This is a genomic window from Kribbella sp. NPDC048915 (genome assembly GCF_040649595.1).
In the GTDB taxonomy this organism is placed as follows: domain Bacteria; phylum Actinomycetota; class Actinomycetes; order Propionibacteriales; family Kribbellaceae; genus Kribbella.
Map to the genome: position 1 here is coordinate 86,303 of NZ_JBEZFT010000014.1, position 21,419 is coordinate 107,721.

The window sequence follows — 21,419 nt, forward strand, 5'->3', positions numbered from 1 at the left end:
AGATTACCTTCGGCCGGGTCGTCCTCGCCCGGTGGTTCTGACCCGCACGCTCAGCCGCACCGGCCTACCGGTGCACCACCCAGCCGCGTTCGGTCAGGACGGCGACCAGTTGGTCCACCGAACCCGGCTTGACGGCCAGCTCGACCTCACCGACCGGGCGGCCCGGGCTGTGGTCGATCCGCAGGTCCTCGACGTTGGCGCCGGACTCGGCCGCGTCGGCGAACAGCCGGGCCAGCTGACCCGGCCGGTCGGGGATCGTGACCAGGACGGTGACCAGGTCGATGTGCGGCGTGCCGTGCTTGCCCGGGACGCGCACCGCACCGGACACCCCCTGGCCGAGGATCGCGGTCAGCTCGTCGCCCGCCTCTTCCTTGCCTAGGGCAACCAGCAGCCGGTCGAGTTCGCCGCGGATCTGTTCCAGCAGGCCGGTCAGCGCGGCCGAGTTCGCGGACACGATCTGCGTCCACAGTCGCGGGTCGCCGGCCGCGATCCGGGTGACGTCGCGGACGCCCTGCCCGGAGAGTTCGAGATGCGAGTCGGGCGCGTCCGCGAGCGTGCCGGCGGCCAGCGCCGACATCAGATGCGGAAGGTGTGAAACCCGGGCCACGCCCAGGTCGTGGTCCTCCACCGACAGCTGGACCGTGCGCGCGCCGCACGCCTCGGCGAGCCGCCGGACCAGGTCGACCGCTTCCGGACGACTGGTCGGGTGCGGCGTGATCGCCCAGGTGGCGCCGTCGAAGAGGTCGGCACGGGCGGCCAGCGGACCGTTGCGTTCGGAGCCTGCCATCGGGTGACTGCCGACGTACCGGCTCACGTCCTCGATCAGCCCACGGGCATCCGTCAGCGGCTTCGACTTCACGCTCGCCGCGTCGGTCACGATCGCCTGGGTGTCTCGCAGTTGCTCCGCGACGACAGCGCCGACGTGGTCGGGCGGTACGGCGACCACGACGAGCTGCGGCTCGATGTCGACGTGCCGCGAACCGGCCCCGATCCGCTCGGCCATCAACGCGTTCTCGGCGTTGCCGTCGACGAGCTCCACGACCACGCCGAGCCGCGCCAGCGCGAGCCCGATCGAGGTCCCGATCAGCCCGGTGCCGACGATCCGCACCGGACCACGCAACTCGGTCACCGCGCGGGCCTCACTGGGCGCCGGTCAGATCAGGACGGAGCGCGACCGCGCCGTGCAGGTAGACGTGCTGGATCTTGTCCCGCGCCCGATCCGTCTCGGTGTGCACCATCAGCCGGACGCAGCGCGGCAACGCATGCGGCACCGGGATCTCCTGCATGCAGATCAGCGGTACGTCGGTCAGACCGATCTGGCGGCCCGCGACGGCCGGAAACTCCGAGCGCAGGTCAGGCGTGACGGTGAACAGGATGCTGATCAGGTCGTCGTTCTCGAGATCGTTCGCCTCGAGGACGGCCTTCACCAGCTCCGCGGTGCGCTCGAGCAGATGCTCGCGCTCGTCCACGTCCAGCTGGGTCGCCCCCCGGATCGCCCGTACCGCCACGTTCTCCTCCTTGTTGGCCTCAGCCCAACCCTAGGCCAATGTAGTCAAAGAGTGGACAACCGTCTCAGCAGCGTCCACCGTCTGCTCCAGCAGCAGCGCGATCGTCATCGGCCCGACACCGCCCGGCACCGGCGTGATCAGCCGGGCCACCTCGGCCGCCTCGGCGAAGTGCACGTCGCCGACGTTGCCCTCGTTGTAGCCGGCGTCGACGACCACCGCACCCGGCTTCAGCCAGTCGCCGCGGACGAAGTTCGGTTTGCCGACCGCCGCGATCACGACGTCCGCGGTCCGCACCAGCTCCGACAGGTCCCGGGTCCGCGAGTGCGCGTAGGTGACCGTCGCATTCGATGCCAGCAGCAACATCCCGGCCGGCTTGCCGAGGATCGGGCTACGGCCGATCACCACCGCGTGCGCTCCTTCGAGCGGTACGTCGTACGCCGCCAGCAGCCGCATGATGCCGCCCGGCGTCGCGGACCGGAAGCCGGGATCGCCGAAGGCCATCGCCGCGAACGAGCGCATGGTCACACCGTCGACGTCCTTGGTCGGGTCGATCGCCTCGAACGCGGCCCGCTCGTCGATCTGCGCGGGCACCGGATGCTGCAGCAGGATCCCGTGCACGGCCGGATCCGTGGACAGCTCGGTGAGCTCCGCGACCAGTTCCGCGGTCGTGGTCTCGGCCGGGAGGACCACGCTGCGTGACGCGATCCCGGCCTTCTTCGAGCGGTTCTGCTTCATCCGTACGTACGTCGCCGAGGCCGGGTCGGCACCGACCAGCACGGTCGCCAGACACGGCTGGACGCCGTACTGCTCGTGCAGCAGGCGTGCTCGGTCAGCGGTGGCAGCGACCATCTCGGCAGCGAGATCGGTCCCGATCATCAGTTCAGCGGTCATCCGCGCAGTCCTCCGGGCGTCGACGAGGTGCCCAGGCGCGCGGCGTAGCCGATCGGCAGACCGTTCCCCGGTGGTCGTCCACCTCAGCGCCAGTCGCGGTCCGCAGCCAGGATACCGGGGCCGTCCGGCGCGATCGTCGTCGATGCACCCAGCGGCAGCTCCGCGAGCTGTGTCGCCTCGGCCGCGTCGACCAGACCGCGCTCCCGCAGGCGCGCGATCGCCCGGCGACGCTCGTCGAGCAGCTTCGCCCGCTGCCGGGGCTCCAGCTCCGCCGTCAGTCGGATCACCCGCTGCGGGTCCGGCGGTCCGAGGCGCCGGAAATCGTTGGGCACCGGGACCCGCCGCCCGCGCGAGAACAAGAGCACGGCCGCAAGGACGAACGCGGCGAGCACGGCGGCTGCCCACACCGGAAGCGCGGGTACGTCGAACGCGCCGACCCCTCGCTCACTCACCAACTGCCCGACGGCGAGCGCCCCGAACGCGACCGTCGCCGCCAGATAGCCGAGCTCCAACCCGTCGCGGTGGCGATCCGTCCGGAGCCAGCGGCCGGCGATCATCAGTACGCCGATCAGCACCACGACGAAGCACCACGACGTCAGCGGTACGCCGAGGTCGTTGTCGAGCGGATCCGCCGTACCGATCGGCGTGGTGCGGCCGCCGTGGGTGGTGAAGATCGGGCCGCCGACGGTCGAGACGCCGCCGATCAATGCGAAGACGAACACCATGGACAGCGCCCACCGCAGCCGGCTGGGCCGGCCGGCAACGCGCTCGAATCCGAGGGCGCGCACCAGCTCGTCGTGGTTCTTCACGACGTACAGGTCGAGATCACGCAACCGCAGGCCGTACGCGGGAACGGTCTTCGACCAGGTCCGGACGTTGATCGTCTGGTTGCCTTTGGCCATGATCAGAGCAGGGATTCAGCGCGGGGGTTCAGAGCAGGCCGGCGTGGTCGAGCGCCAGGTACGCCGCGTCGCTGCCGGTCATTGCACCGGGGGTACGCAGCTCGCGACGGAACGCATCCACGGTCAGCTCGACGGCGACGCAGTCCTCGGTGTCGTCGAGGCTCTGCTTGCCGTCAGGGCGGCAGCCGCGGGCGATCGCGACGTACTTGCGGTACGTCGAGGAGGCGCCGGACCACTGCCAGCCGACGAGGTCGAGCGATTCGCAGGTGTAGCCGGTCTCCTCCTCGAGCTCCCGGGCTCCCGCCAGCGCCGGGTCCTCGCCGGGCTCGACGTAGCCGCCGGGCAGGTTGGTGACCACCCGGTCCGGCCCGGCGCGGAACATCCGCACGGTGACGATGCGGCCCTCGGGGGTGAGCGGCAGCACGGTCACCCCGGCCGTGATCCCGGCATCGGACTTCGGGCCCAGCACGTCCCAGTCGACGATCCGGCCGTCCGGCATTCGGTAGCGGCGCAGGTTCACCGTCAGAAACCGGTGAAATCCCTGTTCCTCACCCACCAGCTCCCACGGCTCCGGATCCCCGACCCGCAACTCCCCGGCCGATGGCTGCCCTGTCAGGGACTCGCCCGGAAGCGACTCAGCCGCCGCCCGGTCGGCGGCGGCTGAGTGTTCGGCTCGGTCGGTCACAGCGGACGGTCGTCCTCAGGGTCCTCCGGCGGCGCCACCGGGGCGTCGTCCGCCGGCGGCGCGGTCGGCGCCGCGTCGGTCGCGGCCTCGGCAGCACCCGCGTCGCCCGTGGCCTCCGGCTCGTCCTTCGACTCCGTGGCCGGCTCGGCCGGGCGGGACTCACTCAGGATCCGCTCCAGCGTCTGCTCGGAGATCCGCTTGAACTTGCGCACCTGAGTACGGGTCCGGTCCAGGACGGCGACCTCGAGCTGGTCCGGGGTGAGCTCGCGGACCTCGGAGCCGTCGTGGGCGAGCGCGTCGACCGCGAGCCGGAGCGCACCGGCCAGCGAGATGCCTTCGCGGTAGTGCTCGCCGACGTAGTCCGCGACCTGGTCGGCCGGGCCGCCCATCACGGCGTACCCACGGACGTCGGCGATCGAGCCGTCGTACGTGAGCCGGTAGATCTGGTCGTCCTCGGCGGTGGCGCCGATCTCGGCGACCAGGATCTCGACCTCGAGCGGCTTCTCGCCGCCGGAGGAGAAGATCGCGCCGAGGGTCTGGGCGTACGCGTTGGCCAGCGCCCGGCCGGTGACGTCGCGGCGGTCGTAGGAGTACCCGCGCATGTCGGCGAGCCGGACGCCGGCGATCCGCAGGTTCTCGAACTCGTTGTACCGCCCGACGGCGGCGAACGCCATCCGGTCGTAGATCTCGGCCACCTTGTGCAGGGCCGGCGACCGGTTCTCCGCGACGAACAGGATGCCGTCGGCATATTGCAACGCGATCGCGCTGCGGCCCTTGGCGATGCCTTTCCGGGCGAAGTCCGCCCGGTCCCGCATCAGCTGCTCGGGTGAGACGTAGAAGGGAACGCTCATCGAAGGTGTCGTCCTCGTCAGTCGATCGGGATCAAGGTCAGGTGAGGGACGAGCCCGGCCCGTCCGGGCGCTGGTGCCGCTGGGCCCAGGCCTGGTCGACGAGCGTCGCGACCTCGTCCTCAGGCAGCCGGCGGTAACCGTCCGCGGTCACCACACCGATCACCGGGAAGATCCGCCGCAGCATGTCCGGGCCACCGGTTGCCGAGTCGTCGTCGGCGGCGTCGATCAGGGACTGGATCGCCACCGTCGCGCACTCGGTCTCGGTGAGGTCCTCGCGGTACAGCTTCTTCAGCGCGCCGCGGGCGAACAGCGAGCCCGAGCCGACACTGTGGAAGTGGGTCTCCTCGTACCGCCCGCCGGTCGGGTCGTAGGAGAAGATCCGGCCGCCCTTGATGTCCTCGTCGTAGCCCGCGAACAGCGGTACCACGGCCAGGCCCTGCATCGCCATCGGCAGGTTGCCGCGGATCAGCGCGCTCAGCCGGTTCGCCTTGCCGTCGAGGCTCAGGGTGGCGCCCTCGAGCTTCTCGTAGTGCTCCAGCTCGACCTGGAACAACCGGACCATCTCGATCCCGAAGCCGGCCGAGCCGGCGAAGGCGACCGCCGAGTACTCGTCGGCGGGGAACACCTTCTCGATGTCACGCTGGGCGATGATGTTGCCCATCGTGGCCCGCCGGTCGCCGGCCATCACCACGCCACCGGGGAAGGTGGCGGCGACGATCGTCGTCCCGTGCGGGACTTCACTGGACAGGTCGGCCTGGCCCAGGGAGCGTCGTCCGGGCAGCAGGTCGGGCGCGTGCCCGGCCAGGAAGTCCATGAACGACGAGCCCCCTGGGGTCAGGAAGGCTTCCGGCAACCGGCCGGAGGCATCAGATGTCATCGAGCGGTTCACTCCCCACCCTTTTGCACGAATCCGCGGACGAACTCCTCGGCGTTCTCCTCGAGCACCTCGTCGATCTCGTCCAGGATCGAGTCGACGTCCTCGTCGAGCCGCTCTTTGCGCTCCTGGACGTCCTCTGACGCCTCGACCTGCTCGACCTCTTCCTCGGTCGACGAACGCTTCGGCTGCTTGTGCTGCTGACCGCCGTCCTTCGCCATGGCACACACCTCCTAGAACCGCTGGGAGGGCCGCCCAACCGGCCCTCAAGAGCGACCCTACCCGGCGGCACCCCCAGTAATGGTGCGAACCAGCTCACTTGCGGTGTCGCATTGGTCAAGAAGTGCCCCGACATGCGCTTTCGTGCCCCGGAGCGGGTCCAGGGTCGGGATCCGCTGCAGCGACTCCTTGCCGGGCAGATCGAAGATCACCGAGTCCCAGGAAGCGGCCGCGACCTGCGGTGCGTACTGCTGCATGCACCGGCCACGGAAATATGCCCGGGTGTCGGTCGGCGGGTGCGCAACGGCCATCCGGATCTCCTCGTCGGTGACGAGCCGCTGCATCCGGCCGGATTTGACCAACTTGTAATACAGGCCCTTGTCCGGGCGCAGGTCGGCGTACTGCAGGTCGACCAGGTGCAGCTTCGGGTCGTCCCACTCCAGGCCGTCCCGGTCGCGGTAGGACTGCAGCAGTTTGTACTTCGCGATCCAGTCGAGCTGGTCGGCCAGGCGCATCGGGTCGATGGCGAGCTGGTCGAGCACCTGCTCCCACCGGTGCAGCACGTCCTTGGTCTGCCGGTCCGCGTCGTCGCCGTACTTGTCCTCGACGTACTTGCGGGCCTGCTCCAGGTACTCCGTCTGCAGCTGGACGGCGGTGAGCTTGCGCCCGTCCTTCAGCGTCAGCAGGTGCGTGCACGTCGGGTCGTGACTGACCTCGTGCAGCGCGGTCACCGGCCGGTCCACGCCGAGGTCGTCGGTCAGCCAGCCGTCCTCGATCATCGCCAGCACCAGCGATGTCGTACCGACCTTGAGGTAGGTCGAGATCTCGGACAGGTTCGCGTCGCCGATGATCACGTGCAGCCGGCGGTAGCGGTCCGGGTTCGCGTGCGGCTCGTCGCGGGTGTTGATGATCGGCCGCTTCAGCGTCGTCTCCAGACCGACCTCGACCTCGAAGTAGTCCGCCCGCTGGCTGATCTGGAACCCGTGCGTCGCGCCGTCCTGGCCGATCCCGACCCGGCCCGCACCGGTCACCACCTGACGGCTCACGAAGAACGGCGTCAGATGCCGCACGATCGACGCGAACGGCGTCGAGCGGCGCATCAGGTAGTTCTCGTGCGAGCCGTACGACGCGCCCTTGTTGTCGACGTTGTTCTTGTAGAGGTTCAGCTGCGGGGCCCCGGGGATCAGCCGGGCCTGCCGGGCGCCCTCCATGATCACCAGTTCGCCGGCCTTGTCCCACACCACCGCGTCTCGCGGGTTGGTCGTCTCCGGCGCGGAGTACTCCGGGTGGGCGTGGTCGACGTACAGCCGGGCGCCGTTGGTGAGGATGACGTTCGCCAGGCCGGTCTCCTCGTCGGTGAGCTGGCTGGAATCGGCCACCTCCCGGCTCAGGTCGAAGCCGCGCGCGTCCCGCAGCGGGTGCTCCTCGTCGAAGTCCCACCGGGTCTTGCGCGCCAGCGGCTGCGTCTGCGCATAGCCGTTGACCACCTGGCTCGAGGTCAGCATCGGGTTCGCCCCGGGCTGGCCCGGCACCGAGATCCCGAACTCGGTCTCGGTTCCCATGATCCGCCGAACACTCATGGAGTTGAGCCTACGCGGTACCGGCGACGAAAAGGATTGCCGTGTCCACAGGGTTACATGTGAGACTGCGCCCGTGGACGAACTGCCGGTGGACGAACTGGTCGCGATCCTCGACGACGGCAACCGCGTCGTCGGCGCCGCACCGCGGTCGGTGATGCGCCGCGACAACCTCCGGCACGCCACCACCGGCGTGCTCGTTCGGAATCCGGCCGGCGACATCTACGTGCACCGGCGAACCGCCACCAAGGACCTCTACCCCAGCCGGTACGACTTCGCCGCCGGCGGCGTGGTGGCCGCGGGCGAGGATCCGTTCGAGGCCGTCGTGCGCGAGCTCGACGAGGAGCTGGGCATCACCGGCGTCGCGCTGACCAGGCTGCCCGAGGGCGACTTCGCGGACGAGCACACCCGCTGCCACGCCTACCTGTACGTGTGTGTCTGGGACGGGCCGGTCAAGCACCAGCCCGAGGAGGTCGCCTGGGGCGACTGGCTCTCCCCCGCTGAGCTGGTAGCGAAGCTGGACGGCGACGAGTGGTTGTTCATGCCCGACAGCGCCGCACTGCTCGGCCCGTACGTCCGCGGCCTGATCTGATGCCTGCCGTCACGATCCGCGAGGGCTGGGACAGCCACGCCTGGATCGACGGCCCGTGGATCCACCGCGCACCACGCCGCCCGGAGGTCCGGCCCCGGCTGCTCGCCGAGACGACACTCCTCCCCTGGCTGGCACCCCAGCTGCCGCTGCCGATCCCGGTCCCCGAGCCGACGCGGGACGGTGTCCGGCACCTCGTGCTTCCCGGCGAGCCCCTCGATCACGGTGACAGGGCAACCGGTCGCGCGCTGGGCGCCTTTCTGAAGGCCTTGCACGCCGTTGACCCCGTCGAGGCCGTGGCCCACGGCGCACTCGGCGCAGAGGCCGCCACAGCCGAGAAGACGGCCGTTCTCGACGGGTTCCGCGCCGAGGTGGTGCCGCTGCTGCCACCGGAGGTACGGAGCGCGGCCGGTGAGCTGCTGGACCGCGTTGCCCGGATACGTACGGCGCTGGTCCACTGCGACTTCGGACCGGAGCACATCCTGATGACCGACGGCAGGATCACCGGCGTGATCGACTGGACGGACGCTGTCATCGGCGACCCCGCCCTGGACCTCTGCTGGCCCCTCAACGGCGCTCCGGAAGCCGTCGCAGCCGGTGTCGTCGAGGTGTACGAACCAGGTCCAGACCTGATCGACCGCGCCAAGGATTGGGCCAGGCTCTCCCCCTGGTACGGCGTCCACCACGGACTGCACCACTCCGAGGACGTCACCGACGGCCTCCGCGCCATCATTTCCGCGCTGTGATGCAACCATTCGGCCGGTGACCGGTCACTACCCCATGTGAAGATCCCCATGACTGACACGGAGCCGACCGCGGCGCCCGGGTTCGGAGGTCTCGATCCGGGGCCTGCCCCGGACGCGGAACTCTGGGACCGGTTGCGCGTCGGCGACCATTTCGCGCTCGGCGAGCTGTTCGACCGCTATGCGGACGACGTCCGCGCGTTCGCGTTCCGCCGTACAGCGTCCTGGAGCACCGCCGACGATGTGGTGCAGGCGACGTTCCTGAGCACCTGGCGCCGCTTCCAGCGCAACCCACCGGGACCGTTGACCGCTCCGAGCGCGCGCGGCTGGCTGCTGATGGTGGCCCGGCACGAATGTATCGCGGTGTTCCGGGCCGCGAACCGCGTCCGGAAACTCGTCGAACGTCTGCCCGGTCAGCACCCGGACCATGCCGAGTACGCCGACCATGCCGATCACGCCGACCAGGTCGCGCGGCGGCTCGACGACGAACGCCGGATGTCCGCGATCCGGCGCGCCGTCGCCAAACTCCCCCGGCACGAACGCGAGACGCTCGAGCTCGTGGTCTGGTCCGGACTCACCCTCGCCGAGGCCGCGGACGCGCTCGGCGTACCGGTCGGAACCGTGAAGGCCCGGCTGCACCGCACCCGTCGTCGTTTTCCTGACCTGCTGCCCCGGGTCGACCTCACCGAGGAGCTCTCATGAACACCCGGCTCGAACCTCCCAAGATCCCGCCGCTGACTGCCGGCGAGCGCGCCCGCCTCCGCAACCGCGTGATGGACAAGACCCGCCCCGCAGCCGTGACGTCGCGCTCGCTCGGGCGCCGCCTCGCACCCGTAGCCGGCGTCGTGGCCGTGGGCGCTGTCGTGGCCGGCACTCTCGTCGTCACCAACAAGCCGTCGGGTGACACCGGCACTCCGGTCGCCGGACCGTCGTCGGCAACCCCAACGCTCAAGGCCTCCGTCGACGGCGTGTCGAAGTCCGACCTGCGCAAGGTCGCCGCCGAATGCCAGTTCCCCGACGAGGCCGAGCCTGCCGAACTGCTGTGGAGCCGTCCGGTCAAGGGCATCACCAAGGACAGCCGGGCCGTGGTCGCGCTGGCGCGGAACACCGGCGCCATCATCCCGCACACTCCGAGCAGCAGGGTCACCACGATCCGGCCGCCGAGCAGCACCGGCCGGCCCGCTTCCAGCGCTCCGTCCACCATGGCGCTCGGGTACCGGTTCTGCCAGGTGCGCCTGCCGGAGTCCGCGAAGCTGGGTGCTCTCGCTACGGTCGGCCGGATCGAGGACAAGGTCTGGCTGGCGCAACCGAACCCGCACCGCGGCCTCGTCGCGCTCGGCGGATCCACCGACCTGACCCGGGACCTGACGACTCTGCAGACGTGGACGCTGTACCGCGCGCTGCCGGCCGTGGCGAAGGTCGAGGCGCGCTACGTGCTGAACGGCCAGCCGGGCCCGTGGACAAAGGGCCTCGTCGCCGACGGGTTCGCCTACACCCAGGTCACCGCGGCCGGGCGTTTCAGCAACGGACAGCGGCTCCCGACCGAGGTCCGTGCCTTCGACGCCCAGGGCAAGCAGATCCCTGTTCGCTAGCCGGCAGGCCGATTGCGACGGCCGGAGGATCCGGTGTCAGTTCGGACGGTGGCCGCGAGCGGCGGCGCCGCGGGCCAAGTTGATGGCGACCAGGCCGGCCCAGCAGACGATGACTCCGATCAGGCCGAGCATGTCGGCGGCGATCGCGGTGATCGGAATCGCCGCGATCACCGAGATGATCGCCAGCGCGAGTCCACCCGGGTCGGTCTCGCGGCGCTTCAGGCCGACGGCCTCGAGCATCTGGTCCCGCTGCCGGTGCTCGAGGTCCTGACCGCGGCGCTGCGCTTCGCGGGCATCCAGCTTCTCGAGGAAGCTCTCGAGGATCGCGTCCTCGTACTCCGGCCCCAGTTCCTGCCGCGCCGCCGCTGCTGCCCGCAGGTCCTTGCGCACCTCGTCCGTCGCCATGGCAGCACGGTACGTCGAGGCGCGCCGGCCGGCCATCAGGGGAAACCCTCGCGGCACCCCGGCACGACACCGCCCCCGGACCGAGTGGTCCGGGGGCGGTGCGGCGTACGACGCGGGGCCGATGTGACAGTACTGAGTTACAGGTACTGGCCGGTGTTCGTCGCGGTGTCGATCGACCGGCCGGGCTCGGTGCCCTGCTTGCCGGAGATGAGCGTCCGGATGTAGACGATCCGCTCGCCCTTCTTGCCCGAGATCCGGGCCCAGTCGTCCGGGTTGGTGGTGTTCGGCAGGTCCTCGTTCTCCTTGAACTCGTCCACGCAGGCCTGCAGCAGGTGCTGCACCCGCAGGCCCTTCTGGTTCTCGTCCAGGTAGGCCTTGATCGCCATCTTCTTGGCCCGGTCGACGATGTTCTGGATCATCGCGCCCGAGTTGAAGTCCTTGAAGTACAGGACCTCCTTGTCACCGTTGGCGTAGGTGACCTCGAGGAACCGGTTCTCGTCGGCCTCGGTGTACATCCGCTCGACGGTGCGCTGGATCATCCCGTCCACGCACGCCTGCCGGTCGCCGCCGAACTCGCCCAGGTCGTCGGTGTGCAGCGGCAGCGTGGGCGTCAGGTACTTCGAGAAGATGTCCCGGGCCGCCTCGGCGTCCGGGCGCTCGATCTTGATCTTGACGTCCAGCCGGCCCGGCCGCAGGATCGCCGGGTCGATCATGTCCTCCCGGTTCGAGGCACCGATCACGATCACGTTCTCGAGGCCCTCGACGCCGTCGATCTCGCTCAGCAGCTGCGGAACGATGGTGTTCTCGACGTCGGACGAGACACCGCTGCCGCGGGTCCGGAACAGCGAGTCCATCTCGTCGAAGAACACGATCACCGGCATCCCCTCGGACGCCTTCTCGCGGGCCCGCTGGAAGACCAGGCGGATGTGCCGCTCGGTCTCGCCGACGTACTTGTTCAGCAGCTCCGGGCCCTTGATGTTCAGGAAGAAGGACTTCTGCCCGGCGGCGCCGGTCTTCTCCGCGACCTTCTTGGCCAGCGAGTTCGCGACCGCCTTCGCGATCAGCGTCTTGCCGCAGCCGGGCGGGCCGTACAGCAGCACACCCTTCGGCGGCTTCAGCTCGTGCTCGAGGAACAGTTCCTTGTGCAGGTACGGCAGCTCGACCGCGTCCCGGATCTGGTCGATCTGACCGCTCAGACCACCGATGTGGGTGTAGTCGATGTCCGGGACCTCTTCGAGGATCAGCTCCTCGACCTCGGACTTCGGGATCTTCTCGTACACGTATCCGGAGCGGGGCTCGAGCAGCAGCGAGTCACCGGCCCGCAGGGGGACGTCGAGCAGCGGCGACGCGAGCCGCACCACGCGCTCCTCGTCGGCCTGCGCGATCACCAGCGCGCGCTCGCCGTCGGCGAGCAGCTCCTTCAGCATCACCACGTCGCCGACGACCTCGAAGTCACAGGCCTCGACCACGTTGAGTGCTTCGTTCAGCATCAGTTCCTGGCCGAGCTTCAGCGCGTCCAGGTCCACCGACGGGCTCGCCGCGACCCGGAGCTTCCGGCCGCCGGTGAACACGTCGAGCGTGTCGTCTTCGTTCCGTCCGAGGAAGGTGCCGAATCCGGACGGCGGTTGGGCCAGCCGGTCGACTTCCTCCTTCAGGGCGATGATCTTCTCTCGCGCCTCGCGCAGCGTGTCGGCCAGCCGCTCGTTCTGAGCGGTGACACTCGCCAAGGAGGCCTGGGTTTCGGACAGCCTGCTCTCGAGCGACCGGCTGTCCGCCGGGTGCTCGAGCAGCCTCCGTCGCAACGCCGCGACTTCGGCCTCCAGGTACCGGACCTGGTTACGCAGTTCTGCCGCGGTAGGACTCTCGTCTCCAGCCACGATCATCACCTCACCATGTGGGGCTCGACCCTATGGACCTTACCCAGAAAACCTCACCGGGCAAGCTGAATCCCATCACGTGTCGGTTGCGGATGGGTCGGTTCGTCACGGCATGTCGCCGGGAGTTTCCGGCGACCTTCGCCCGGAGCGCCCGACGGAAGGGTCAGTGTCCTACTCGGCCGGCTGCTCGGGGGTGCTCTCGGCGCGTCGCGGACCCGTGTAGTCGTCGCCGTACGCACCGGGTGCGGGCCGGCGCTTCTTCCGCGGCGCCTGGACGCCGTGCGCCATCCTGCGGGCGGTGACCAGGAAGGCGGTGTGGCCCTGCATCCGGTGCCCGGGCCGGACGGCGAGACCCTCCACGTGCCAGTCGCGGACGAGCGACTCCCAGGCGCGCGGCTCCGTGAACTCGCCGTGCGCGCGCAACGTCTCCACCACGCGGCTCAGCTGCGTCGTGGTGGCGACGTACGCGCAGAACACGCCGCCGGGCGACAACGCCTCCGCGACCACGTCCACGCACTCCCAGGGCGCCAGCATGTCGAGGACGACGCGGTCCACGTCGCGCTCGTCCAGCTTCTCGACCAGGTCACCGACCTCGAGCCGCCAGGCCGGGTGCTCGCCGCCGAAGAAGCCGGTGACGTTCTTCCGCGCGACCTCGGCGAAGTCCTCGCGCCGCTCGAACGAGATCACCTCGCCGTGGATCCCCACCGCCCGCAACAGCGCCGTGGTCAGCGCGCCCGAGCCGGCACCGGCCTCGACCACCTTCGCGCCGGGGAAGATGTCGGCCATCGTGACGATCTGCGCGGTGTCCTTCGGGTAGATCACCGCGGCGCCGCGCGGCATCGAGACCGAGTAGTCGGCCATCAGCGGCCGCAGCGCAAGGTACTCGACGTTGCCCTTGGACCGGATCACGACCGCGTCCGGGCCGTCGATCAGGTCGTCGTGCGCGATCCCGCCCTTGGTGGTGTGGAAGATCTTGCCGCGCTCCAGCTTCACCGAGTGCCGGCGACCCTTGGAGTCCTGCAGGGTGATCCACTCGCCCTCCTGCAGCGGTCCGTGGTGGACGCCGGAGAACGACCGGTCGGGAAAGTCACGCAAGTCAGCCATAAGGCGCTCACCTTAACTTTCCGTCACCCGGATCCCCCAATCCCTTCCGGGCACTCGCGACGGTGTGGTTGAGCTGTCAGCTGTTGCGGAAGGCCCGTTCCACGTCGGCGGTCGCGAGGACGCCGTACACGTTGCCGTCGGCGTCCAGGACCAGGTACTCCGACGCGGGGTGTGCACGCAGGGTGCTGAGGATCTCCTCGCCGGTGTCGTTGACGCCGATGATGTGGCCCGCGCCGATCCGGGTGGAGACCTCGCTGACCGTGGTCCACGGGCGCTGGTTCGGCGCGACGGCGGCCACCGCTTTCTCCGACACCAACGCATGCGGCTTGCCCTCGCCGTCGATCACCACGACCGCTCCGGCCTGCGACTCGCTCGCCAGCCGGATCGCCTCGGACACCGGCGTCCCGGCATGTACGGCGATCGCGCGCCGGGCCATCGTCCGCACCTGGAGGCCGGGCAGCTTGCGCCGCAACCGCGCCTGCATCAGTGACGCGGTCGAGCCCGACCACAGGAAGAAGCCGATCAGCAGCGCGATCACGAAGTCGATCATCGACGGCGTCCGGCCCCAGATCTGCTCCAGCGCCACCGGCAGCACCAGGACCGCCATCGCGAGCAGCCGGCCGGCCCACGCGGCCGCGATCGTCCCGGTGTGCATGTTGCCGGTCAGCTTCCAGACGATCGCGCGCAGTACCCAGCCGCCGTCCAGCGGCAGACCGGGCAGCAGGTTGGTGACGCCGACGATCAGATTCGCGACGCCGAGCTCCCAGAGCGCGACGTACCCGACGCCCTCGTCGAACGCGCGCGAGGCCAGGTACGCGAGGCCACCGACGATCAGCGACGCCACCGGGCCGACGACGGAAACCGCGAACTCCTCCATCGGCGACTTCCGCTCGCCCTCGATATGGGTACCGGCCGCGAAGAAGCCGAGGTTGATCTCGGACACCGGGATGCCGTACCGCATCGCGACCAGCGCGTGCGCCAGCTCGTGGATCAGGATCGACACGGTGAACGCGATCACGAACGCGAACGCCGCGACGTACCGCCAGTTGCCGAGCTCGGGGAACTGCCGGCCGATGATCGTGGCGAACCCGATCGCGAGCAGCATCGCCACCGGCAGCCAGGTGAAGCGCATGGTCAGCCGGATCCCACGGACACGCCCCAGCACCCACGTTCCGGGCGGTGGCGGACCGGCCGGGCGGGCGGGGTTCTGGGAATCGCGCGATTCTGGCATCAACCCAAACCTACTGGTCCACCGGTAACCCTGCGCTACGCACCCGCCCACTCGGTCGGTCAAACACCGACGGTCAGCGTCGCGACGTACCCGCTGGTGACGTCGCCGGTGACGGTGGCGAGCTGATGCACACCGTCGTCCTCGCCGAAAACGTTGTCGTCACCGAGTGGCGTGCGGTCCAGGTTCTGCGCGCTGCCGTCGTACCCGTCGGTGGCGTAGACCGCGGCGCAGACGTCCTTCGGGAGCGCGAGCTGAGAGGTGCGAGTGACCCGGCCGGCGGCGGTGGCCTCGTCGAGGCCCGAGTACACCTCGAAGTGGATGTGCGGCCAGCGGCCCGGGTACGCGGCCGGGAAGATCGTGGTGAACGTGACCTTGCCGGAGTTGTCGGTGGCCTGGACGCCGCGGAGGTAGTTCTCGTTCGTTACACCGTCGGAGTAGAGCGAGTAGCGACCCTGCGCATCGCAGTGCCACACGTAGACCGCGGCCCCGGCAAGCGGCTGGTCCTCGTCGGCGTCGACGATCAGGAGTTCGACCGACAGCGGTACGCCGGTCGCGACGCCGGACGCGCTGCCGAACGACGTGGTGATGTCGCTGCGGACGATGCCGGACTCGGTGAGCACATTCGGGCCGTTCGAGCCGTCGCCCGGGAACGGTCCGCCGGTCTCTGCCGGGATCTCGTCGACGGCAGTCGCCGGACCCCCTGGCGTCGTACCCGACGTCGTCGCCGGCGTGGTTGCCGGTGAGGTTGTCGGTGAGGTTGTCGGTGAGGTCGTCGGTGAGGTCGTCGCGGTGCTGGACGGCGTACCGGTCATCGACGGCGTCTGGCCGGCGGTGCCCGAGTCCGTCGTACACCCTGCGACGGCGAGCCCGGCGGCGGTGAACAGGCCGAGGAAGCGGCGGCGGTGCAGGGTCGCCAGGTCGTACTCGAGACCGCGATCGTGGTTCGGTGGCGGCTGGCTCAGCGGCTGGTTCGGCGGGGTCATGGTTCGAGCATGACAAGCGGTCCCGGCGCTTGTCCGGGAGTTGGCTGGGAGTTCGCTGTGAACGCCACGGCACGGACTCGGCGAGGGCTTTCCGGTGCACACATCGGTCACAGAGGCGGTTTTCCACAGGTGCCGGGGTGGGCGCGGGCGAACTGTCGGTGGTTGAGCCTAGGGTTTGGGTCATGAGCGTTGCCGCCGCTGCCGATCCGCATGAGCACCCGCGGGGTGCCCTGTCGCCCTCGCGTGCTGCCGATTTCATGAGCTGCCCGCTGAAGTACCGCTTCCGGGTGGTCGACAGGCTGCCGGAGAAGCCGTCGTCGGCCGCCGTCCGCGGGACGGTCGTGCACGCGGTCCTGGAGCGGCTGTTCGACCTGCCCCGCGGGCAGCGGACGCTGGAGCAGGCGGCGCAGCTGCTCGAGCCGCAGTGGCAGCGCGTGCTCGAGGAAGAGCCCGAGGTCGCGGAGCTGTTCGCCGAGGACGCCAGCGGCGAGGAGCTGGCGAAGTGGCTCACCGAGGCGCACGAGCTGCTCGGGAAGTACTTCACCCTCGAGGACCCGAACGCCCTCGAGCCCGCCGAGCGCGAGCTGTACGTCGAGACCGCGCTGGAGTCGGGCCTCGTGCTGCGGGGGTACGTCGACCGCCTCGACGTCGCGCCGACCGGCGAGATCCGGGTGGTCGACTACAAGACCGGTCGTTCGCCGTCGGAGTTCTTCGAGGCGAAGGCGCTGTTCCAGATGAAGTTCTACGCGCTCGTGCTGTGGAAGCTGCGCGGCGTCGTACCGGCCATGCTCCAACTGGTGTACCTGGGCAACGGTGAGATCGTCCGCTACGTGCCGGACGAGGCCGACCTGCGCGCGTGTGAGCGCAAGGTCTCCGCGCTCTGGGTGGCGATCACCCGCGCCCTCGACTCCGGCGACTGGCGCCCGAGTCCCGGTCCGCTGTGTGACTGGTGCGATCACAAGCCGTTGTGCCCGGCCTGGGGCGGCACGCCGCCGCCGCTGCCGACCCGCTCCGTCGAGGAGGTGGCCGCGGAGTCCGCGGGCATCGACCTGATCACGGTCGACGGCTAGCGAGGAACCCTCGATCGGTACGGTTCGTCGCATGAGCGTGGTTGAGGTGGCGGTCCGGGCGGCCGACGTCTGGAAGCGGTACGGCGGTGGCCTGACCCAGGTGGATGCCCTGGCCGGGGTCAGCGCGGAGTTCGGGAAGGGCCGGTTCACCGCGATCATGGGGCCGTCCGGCTCCGGCAAGTCGACGCTGCTGCACTGCCTCGCCGGGCTCGACCGGCCCACCGACGGCAAAGTGTTCCTCGGCGACGTCGACCTGACCACGCTGCCCGACAAGCAGCTCACCCATCTGCGCCGCGACCGGATCGGGTTCGTGTTCCAGTCGTTCAACCTGGTGCCGACGCTGACCGCGCTTGAGAACATCACGCTCCCGCTCGACCTCGCCGGCCGGAAACCCGACCAGGACTGGTTGACCACGGTCGTCGACACGGTCGGTCTCATGGACCGCCTGCGGCACAAGCCGTCCGAGCTGTCCGGCGGTCAGCAGCAGCGTGTCGCCTGCGCCCGGGCGCTCGTCTCGCGGCCGGACGTGGTGTTCGCCGACGAGCCCACCGGCAACCTGGACTCGCGCGCGTCCGCCGACGTCCTCGACTTCCTGCACCGCAGCGTGCGCGAGTTCCACCAGACGGTGGTGATGGTCACCCACGACCCGACCGCCGCGTCGTACGCCGACCGGGTGCTGTTCCTCGTCGACGGCCGGCTGCGGTCCGAGCTCGTCGACCCGACGGCCGAGTCGGTGCACGACACCATGAAGGCGCTGGACGCCGAGCAGGCCAACGACAGCGCGGCGCTGGGCGGCGACAGCGCGGGGCAGGGCGGCGACAGCGCGGGGCAGGGCGCGGCGGCGGGCGAGCTGGCCGGCTGATGTTCAAGCTCGGCCTCCGCTCGGTCCTCGCCCACCGGCTCCGCTTCGTGCTGTGCACGCTCGCCGTCACCCTCGGCGTCGCGTTCGTCGGCGGCGCCCTGATCTTCACCGACACGCTCTCCAGTGCACTGAAGCAGAACTTCGCGGTGAGTACGGCGGACATCACCGTGACGCCGGCCGCCCCGATCGAGACCGGCACCGATCGCCCCGCGACGTTCGGTTCGGACGTGGTCGACCGCGTCGTCACCGTGCCCGGAGTCGCCGACGCGACGCCGCAACTGCTGGTCAGCAACGTGCAGATCCTGGACCCGGACGGCAAGCCTTTGGAGACCTACGGCCTGTCGAGCTTCGGTGTCTCGTGGCCGCGGGACGCCGGGAACGCGCTGTTCAAACCGGTCACCGGACAGCGGCCGGTGGGTGACGCGCAACTCGCCCTCGACGAGTCAACGGCCGGCCGCACGGGGTACGCGATCGGCGACCAGGTCCGGATCGTCACGCCCACCCGGGCCGTCACGGCCGAGCTGACCGCGACCACGACCCCCGTCCAGGCCGGGCCGGCGGCCGGTGCGCCACTGGTCGCCTTCGACAGCGTGACCGCGCAACTGCTCTTGCTCGGCAAGCCGGGGTGGACGTCGATCACTGTCTCGGTGCAGCCCGGAGCGGATCCGGTCGCGGTGCGCCAGGCGATCGCCGACACCCTCGGCGACTCCGTCCGCGTTCGTACCGCGCAGCAGGTCACCGCCGAGGGCGAGAACGACCTGGACAACACCTTCGGCAGCTTCGGCACCGTCCTGTTGCTGTTCGCCGCACTCGCGCTGTTCATCGGGACGTTCCTGATCGTCAACACGTTCTCGATGGTCGTCGCACAACGCTCGCGCGAGCTGGCCATGCTGCGCGCGATCGGCGCCTCGCGCGGCCAAGTCACGGGCACGGTCCTCGCGGAAGGCGCCGTCATCGGCTTCATCGGCTCGACGCTCGGTCTGCTGATCGGTATCGGTGTGGCGAGCGGCATCCGCTTCGCGTACGAGCTCCTTGACCTGCGCATCCCGAGCGCGGGGCTCGAGGTCTCCCCCGCCACGATCATCGCCTGCTACGTGATCGGCATCGGTGTGACCGTCGCTGCCTCGGCGCCGGCCGCCCGGCGGGCCGGGAAGCTGGCGCCGGTGGCCGCGATGCGTGACGACGTACAGATCCCGGAGCGCTCGCTGCTGCGCCGGGTGTTGACCGGCGGGTTCATGGTGCTGATGGCCGTCGTCTTCTACGCCATCGGCGTCAGCACGGGCAGCCTGCCGGGCGCCATCCTGATCAGCCTCGGCACCGGCACGGCCGTCCTCGCGATCGTGTTGCTCAGCCCGCTCGTCAGTCGGTACGTCGTTCGCGTGCTGATGTACCCGTTCGGTCGCCAGGCGCCGATCACCCTCGGCCGCCGCAACGCCGAGCGGAACCCACGCCGTACGTCGGCCACCGCCTCGGCGCTGATGATCTCGGTGTCGCTGATCAGCGGGCTGCTGGTGATCGGGGCGTCGGTCAAGGCATCGATCGACCAGGGCATCACCGACGCGCTCGGCACCGCGGAATTGATGATCACGAACGACGGCACGCCCGGCTTCGGCGCCGAGGTCGGTGACCGGACCGCCGACGTTCCGGGTGTCCGTTCGGTGCACCGTGTCCGCGAGCAGGACGGTCAGGTGGGCAAGGCGAGCGTGAAGGTCATCGGGCTGGACGAAGCCACCCTCGCCGGCCCGGTCAGCACGCGCTTCGACGCCGGCTCCGCCGCGGTGCTCGGCTCCGGCCAGGTGCTCCTCCCCCGCAACCTGGCCAAGTTGCTCGAGGTCGGCGTCGGCAAGTCGCTCGACCTGAAGACGGCGAACGGTACGCATCGCCTCACCGTTGGCGGGATCCTCGCCCCGAACCGCCAGGTGAACGGTCTCGTTGTCTCGCTGCCGACGTACGCGACCCTCGGCGGGCCGCCGAGCGACAACCTGCTGTACGTCGAAGTTGCTGACGGCAACCAGGTGGCGCAGGTCCGGACCGCGATCCTGGACCGGCTGCGGACCGGCTACCCGACAATCCAGGTCCGCGACCTGGACGCCTACGCGGCGCAGGCCCGCGAGCCCGTGAACGGCGTTCTGGTCGCGGTCGGTTTCCTGCTCGCGATGGCGATCCTGATCGCGCTGCTCGGCATCGTGAACACGCTCGCTCTCGGCGTCGTCGAGCGGACCCGCGAGATCGGTCTGCTGCGGTCGATCGGGATGGACCGCCCGCAGCTGAGCCGAATGCTGCGGGTCGAGTCGGTCGCGATCACGCTGGTCGGTGCGGTGGTCGGGCTGGTGATCGGGGTGACGTTCGCGGTGTCGATCCAGTCCGCGATGGTGGACGACGGTCTCGCCGTCCGGGACATCCCGGTCCTGCAACTCGTGATCACGGTGGCGGTCGCGGTCGGATTCGGTGTACTCGCCGCCGTCTGGCCGGCCCGCCGCGCGGCGCGCCTCGACGTACTCCGCGCCATCGCATCGGAGTGACCGGCGCCGGTTGCGCCCTGTGGGGCGGCACCGTTCGAGGTGGAGCCAGACCAGTGGTTTCACAGGTAGCCTGCCAATGTGCCGGGGACCGTCCAGTCGATCGAGCGGGCCGCGGCGGTGCTGCGACTGCTCGCCGCCGCGCCTGACGGGCTGGGGGTGGCCGACCTCGGCAACGCGCTCGGCTTGGCCAAACCGACCGTGCACGGGATCCTGCGCACGCTCCAACAGGTCGGATTCGTCGAGCAAGGCGGCGCCGGGGCGCACTACCACCTGAGCGACGCGTTCGGGCGGCTCGGTGAGAGCTACCTCGACCCGAACGAATTGCGCAGCCGGGCGATCAACTGGGCCGACTCGCTCGCAGCGCGCAGCGGCGAGGTGGTCCGGGTCGGCCGGCTCGTCGAGGGCAAGGTCGAAGTCGTGCACCACGTGTTCCGGCCCGATGACAGCGAGCAAGACCTCGACGTCGGTACGACGCTGCCGCCGCACGCCACCGCGCTCGGCAAGGCCGTACTGGCGTACGCGACCAGCCGCGCCGGCAAGCCGAAGAACCTCGAGGCGTTCACCACGCGAACCATCACCGACCCGGTCCGGCTGGAGGAGGAACTCGCCACGGTCCGCGCCCGCGGCTGGGCGACCGAACTCGAGGAGCACACCGTCGATCTCGCCGGCATCGCCGCCCCGATCCGCGGTCTCGGCGGCCTGGTCGTCGGCGCCGTCGGCCTGGCCGGCCGCATCGAACGCATCTGCGACGCCCGCCTCCGCCACCGCCCCGACCTCATCACGCTGGTCCGCAACACCGCCGACTCCATCGCCCGCGACCTCCGGACCACCCCATGACCCTCCCCCGCCCCATCGCCCCCAGGCCCATCTCCCCACCCTCGCACCTCGCGCCGCCAGCACCAGCTGCGACTCGGCTGTCAGCGTGCAGTACGGC

General features: G+C 70.1%; 22 protein-coding genes and 1 riboswitch. Of the genes, 8 read left to right on the forward strand and 14 right to left on the reverse strand.

All coding sequences use genetic code 11. From position 1 onward, the window contains the following. Nucleotides 1-64: 64 nt before the first annotated feature. The 9 genes from AB0B82_RS10795 to dop all read right to left on the reverse strand — a co-directional run bounded on the left by AB0B82_RS10795 (nucleotide 65) and on the right by dop (nucleotide 7,510). Nucleotides 65-1,129: a prephenate dehydrogenase gene (locus tag AB0B82_RS10795; protein ID WP_360164964.1), complete on the reverse strand. Its 1,065-nt coding sequence runs from the start codon at nucleotides 1,127-1,129 to the stop codon at nucleotides 65-67. A gap of 10 nt (nucleotides 1,130-1,139) precedes the next feature. Beyond that, nucleotides 1,140-1,508 carry a chorismate mutase gene (gene aroH / locus AB0B82_RS10800; protein WP_360164966.1) on the reverse strand — a complete coding sequence of 123 codons (369 nt, stop codon included), beginning with the start codon at nucleotides 1,506-1,508 and terminating at the stop codon, nucleotides 1,140-1,142. A 30-nt stretch (nucleotides 1,509-1,538) separates the two neighbouring features. Then, nucleotides 1,539-2,399: a tetrahydrofolate dehydrogenase/cyclohydrolase catalytic domain-containing protein gene (locus AB0B82_RS10805; RefSeq protein ID WP_360164968.1), complete on the reverse strand. Its 861-nt coding sequence runs from the start codon at nucleotides 2,397-2,399 to the stop codon at nucleotides 1,539-1,541. 22 nt (nucleotides 2,400-2,421) lie between these two features. Beyond that, a riboswitch (ZMP/ZTP riboswitch) is annotated at nucleotides 2,422-2,506 on the reverse strand. Then, the gene (locus AB0B82_RS10810; protein ID WP_360164970.1) at nucleotides 2,483-3,301 is read right to left on the reverse strand and encodes a hypothetical protein; all 819 of its coding nucleotides are present in this window, start codon (nucleotides 3,299-3,301) and stop codon (nucleotides 2,483-2,485) included. Its footprint overlaps the riboswitch before it by 24 nt. A gap of 28 nt (nucleotides 3,302-3,329) precedes the next feature. Beyond that, nucleotides 3,330-3,986 carry an NUDIX hydrolase gene (locus tag AB0B82_RS10815; RefSeq protein ID WP_360164972.1) on the reverse strand — a complete coding sequence of 219 codons (657 nt, stop codon included), beginning with the start codon at nucleotides 3,984-3,986 and terminating at the stop codon, nucleotides 3,330-3,332. Continuing rightward, nucleotides 3,983-4,837: a proteasome subunit alpha gene (gene prcA / locus AB0B82_RS10820; RefSeq protein ID WP_360164974.1), complete on the reverse strand. Its 855-nt coding sequence runs from the start codon at nucleotides 4,835-4,837 to the stop codon at nucleotides 3,983-3,985. Before prcA ends, AB0B82_RS10815 begins: the two co-directional genes overlap by 4 nt. Nucleotides 4,838-4,874: 37 nt before the next feature. Beyond that, a complete protein-coding gene (prcB, locus tag AB0B82_RS10825) occupies nucleotides 4,875-5,714 on the reverse strand; it encodes a proteasome subunit beta (RefSeq protein WP_360164976.1) in 840 nt (279 codons plus the stop codon). Nucleotides 5,715-5,722: 8 nt separating this feature from the next. Then, on the reverse strand, nucleotides 5,723-5,932 hold the full coding sequence (locus tag AB0B82_RS10830) for a ubiquitin-like protein Pup (RefSeq protein ID WP_130448384.1): 210 nt from the start codon (nucleotides 5,930-5,932) through the stop codon (nucleotides 5,723-5,725). 57 nt (nucleotides 5,933-5,989) lie between these two features. Next, a complete protein-coding gene (gene dop, locus AB0B82_RS10835) occupies nucleotides 5,990-7,510 on the reverse strand; it encodes a depupylase/deamidase Dop (protein WP_360164978.1) in 1,521 nt (506 codons plus the stop codon). Nucleotides 7,511-7,583: 73 nt separating this feature from the next. On the opposite strand from dop, the gene AB0B82_RS10840 reads away from it, so the two are divergent. From AB0B82_RS10840 to AB0B82_RS10855, 4 genes are read left to right on the forward strand one after another with little or no spacing between them, the layout of a single operon-like run. Continuing rightward, nucleotides 7,584-8,099, forward strand: coding sequence for an NUDIX domain-containing protein (locus AB0B82_RS10840; protein WP_360164980.1), 516 nt, complete (start codon nucleotides 7,584-7,586; stop codon nucleotides 8,097-8,099). Then, entirely contained in the window at nucleotides 8,099-8,842 is a 744-nt protein-coding gene (locus tag AB0B82_RS10845; protein WP_360164982.1) for a phosphotransferase, read from the forward strand. Before AB0B82_RS10840 ends, AB0B82_RS10845 begins: the two co-directional genes overlap by 1 nt. A 48-nt stretch (nucleotides 8,843-8,890) precedes the next feature. Next, on the forward strand, nucleotides 8,891-9,541 hold the full coding sequence (locus AB0B82_RS10850; RefSeq protein ID WP_360164984.1) for an RNA polymerase sigma factor: 651 nt from the start codon (nucleotides 8,891-8,893) through the stop codon (nucleotides 9,539-9,541). After that, a complete protein-coding gene (locus AB0B82_RS10855) occupies nucleotides 9,538-10,431 on the forward strand; it encodes a hypothetical protein (protein WP_360164986.1) in 894 nt (297 codons plus the stop codon). The genes AB0B82_RS10850 and AB0B82_RS10855 overlap by 4 nt, the downstream gene beginning before the upstream one ends. A 36-nt stretch (nucleotides 10,432-10,467) precedes the next feature. On the opposite strand, the gene AB0B82_RS10860 is transcribed toward AB0B82_RS10855, so the two are convergent. The 5 genes from AB0B82_RS10860 to AB0B82_RS10880 all read right to left on the reverse strand — a co-directional run bounded on the left by AB0B82_RS10860 (nucleotide 10,468) and on the right by AB0B82_RS10880 (nucleotide 16,031). After that, nucleotides 10,468-10,836, reverse strand: a complete 369-nt coding sequence (locus tag AB0B82_RS10860) for a hypothetical protein (RefSeq protein ID WP_360164988.1) — start codon at nucleotides 10,834-10,836, stop codon at nucleotides 10,468-10,470. Between the two features lie 137 nt (nucleotides 10,837-10,973). After that, complete coding sequence (arc, locus tag AB0B82_RS10865) at nucleotides 10,974-12,719, reverse strand: proteasome ATPase (RefSeq protein WP_360164990.1); 1,746 nt, start codon at nucleotides 12,717-12,719, stop codon at nucleotides 10,974-10,976. Nucleotides 12,720-12,884: 165 nt separating this feature from the next. Next, on the reverse strand, nucleotides 12,885-13,817 hold the full coding sequence (locus AB0B82_RS10870; RefSeq protein ID WP_360164992.1) for a tRNA (adenine-N1)-methyltransferase: 933 nt from the start codon (nucleotides 13,815-13,817) through the stop codon (nucleotides 12,885-12,887). A 76-nt stretch (nucleotides 13,818-13,893) separates the two neighbouring features. Then, nucleotides 13,894-15,048 carry a site-2 protease family protein gene (locus AB0B82_RS10875; protein ID WP_360164994.1) on the reverse strand — a complete coding sequence of 385 codons (1,155 nt, stop codon included), beginning with the start codon at nucleotides 15,046-15,048 and terminating at the stop codon, nucleotides 13,894-13,896. 59 nt (nucleotides 15,049-15,107) lie between these two features. Continuing rightward, a complete protein-coding gene (locus AB0B82_RS10880) occupies nucleotides 15,108-16,031 on the reverse strand; it encodes an intradiol ring-cleavage dioxygenase (RefSeq protein WP_360164996.1) in 924 nt (307 codons plus the stop codon). A 182-nt stretch (nucleotides 16,032-16,213) separates the two neighbouring features. Between AB0B82_RS10880 and AB0B82_RS10885 the strand changes: the two genes are divergently transcribed. The 4 genes from AB0B82_RS10885 (at nucleotide 16,214) to AB0B82_RS10900 (ending at nucleotide 21,322) form a co-directional block, all read left to right on the forward strand. Continuing rightward, nucleotides 16,214-17,101, forward strand: coding sequence for a PD-(D/E)XK nuclease family protein (locus AB0B82_RS10885; RefSeq protein ID WP_360164998.1), 888 nt, complete (start codon nucleotides 16,214-16,216; stop codon nucleotides 17,099-17,101). Between the two features lie 31 nt (nucleotides 17,102-17,132). Further along, nucleotides 17,133-17,963: an ABC transporter ATP-binding protein gene (locus tag AB0B82_RS10890; RefSeq protein WP_360165000.1), complete on the forward strand. Its 831-nt coding sequence runs from the start codon at nucleotides 17,133-17,135 to the stop codon at nucleotides 17,961-17,963. Then, the gene (locus AB0B82_RS10895; protein ID WP_360165002.1) at nucleotides 17,963-20,485 is read left to right on the forward strand and encodes an FtsX-like permease family protein; all 2,523 of its coding nucleotides are present in this window, start codon (nucleotides 17,963-17,965) and stop codon (nucleotides 20,483-20,485) included. Before AB0B82_RS10890 ends, AB0B82_RS10895 begins: the two co-directional genes overlap by 1 nt. 78 nt (nucleotides 20,486-20,563) lie before the next feature. Further along, nucleotides 20,564-21,322: an IclR family transcriptional regulator gene (locus AB0B82_RS10900; protein WP_360165004.1), complete on the forward strand. Its 759-nt coding sequence runs from the start codon at nucleotides 20,564-20,566 to the stop codon at nucleotides 21,320-21,322. Nucleotides 21,323-21,419: the final 97 nt, after the last annotated feature.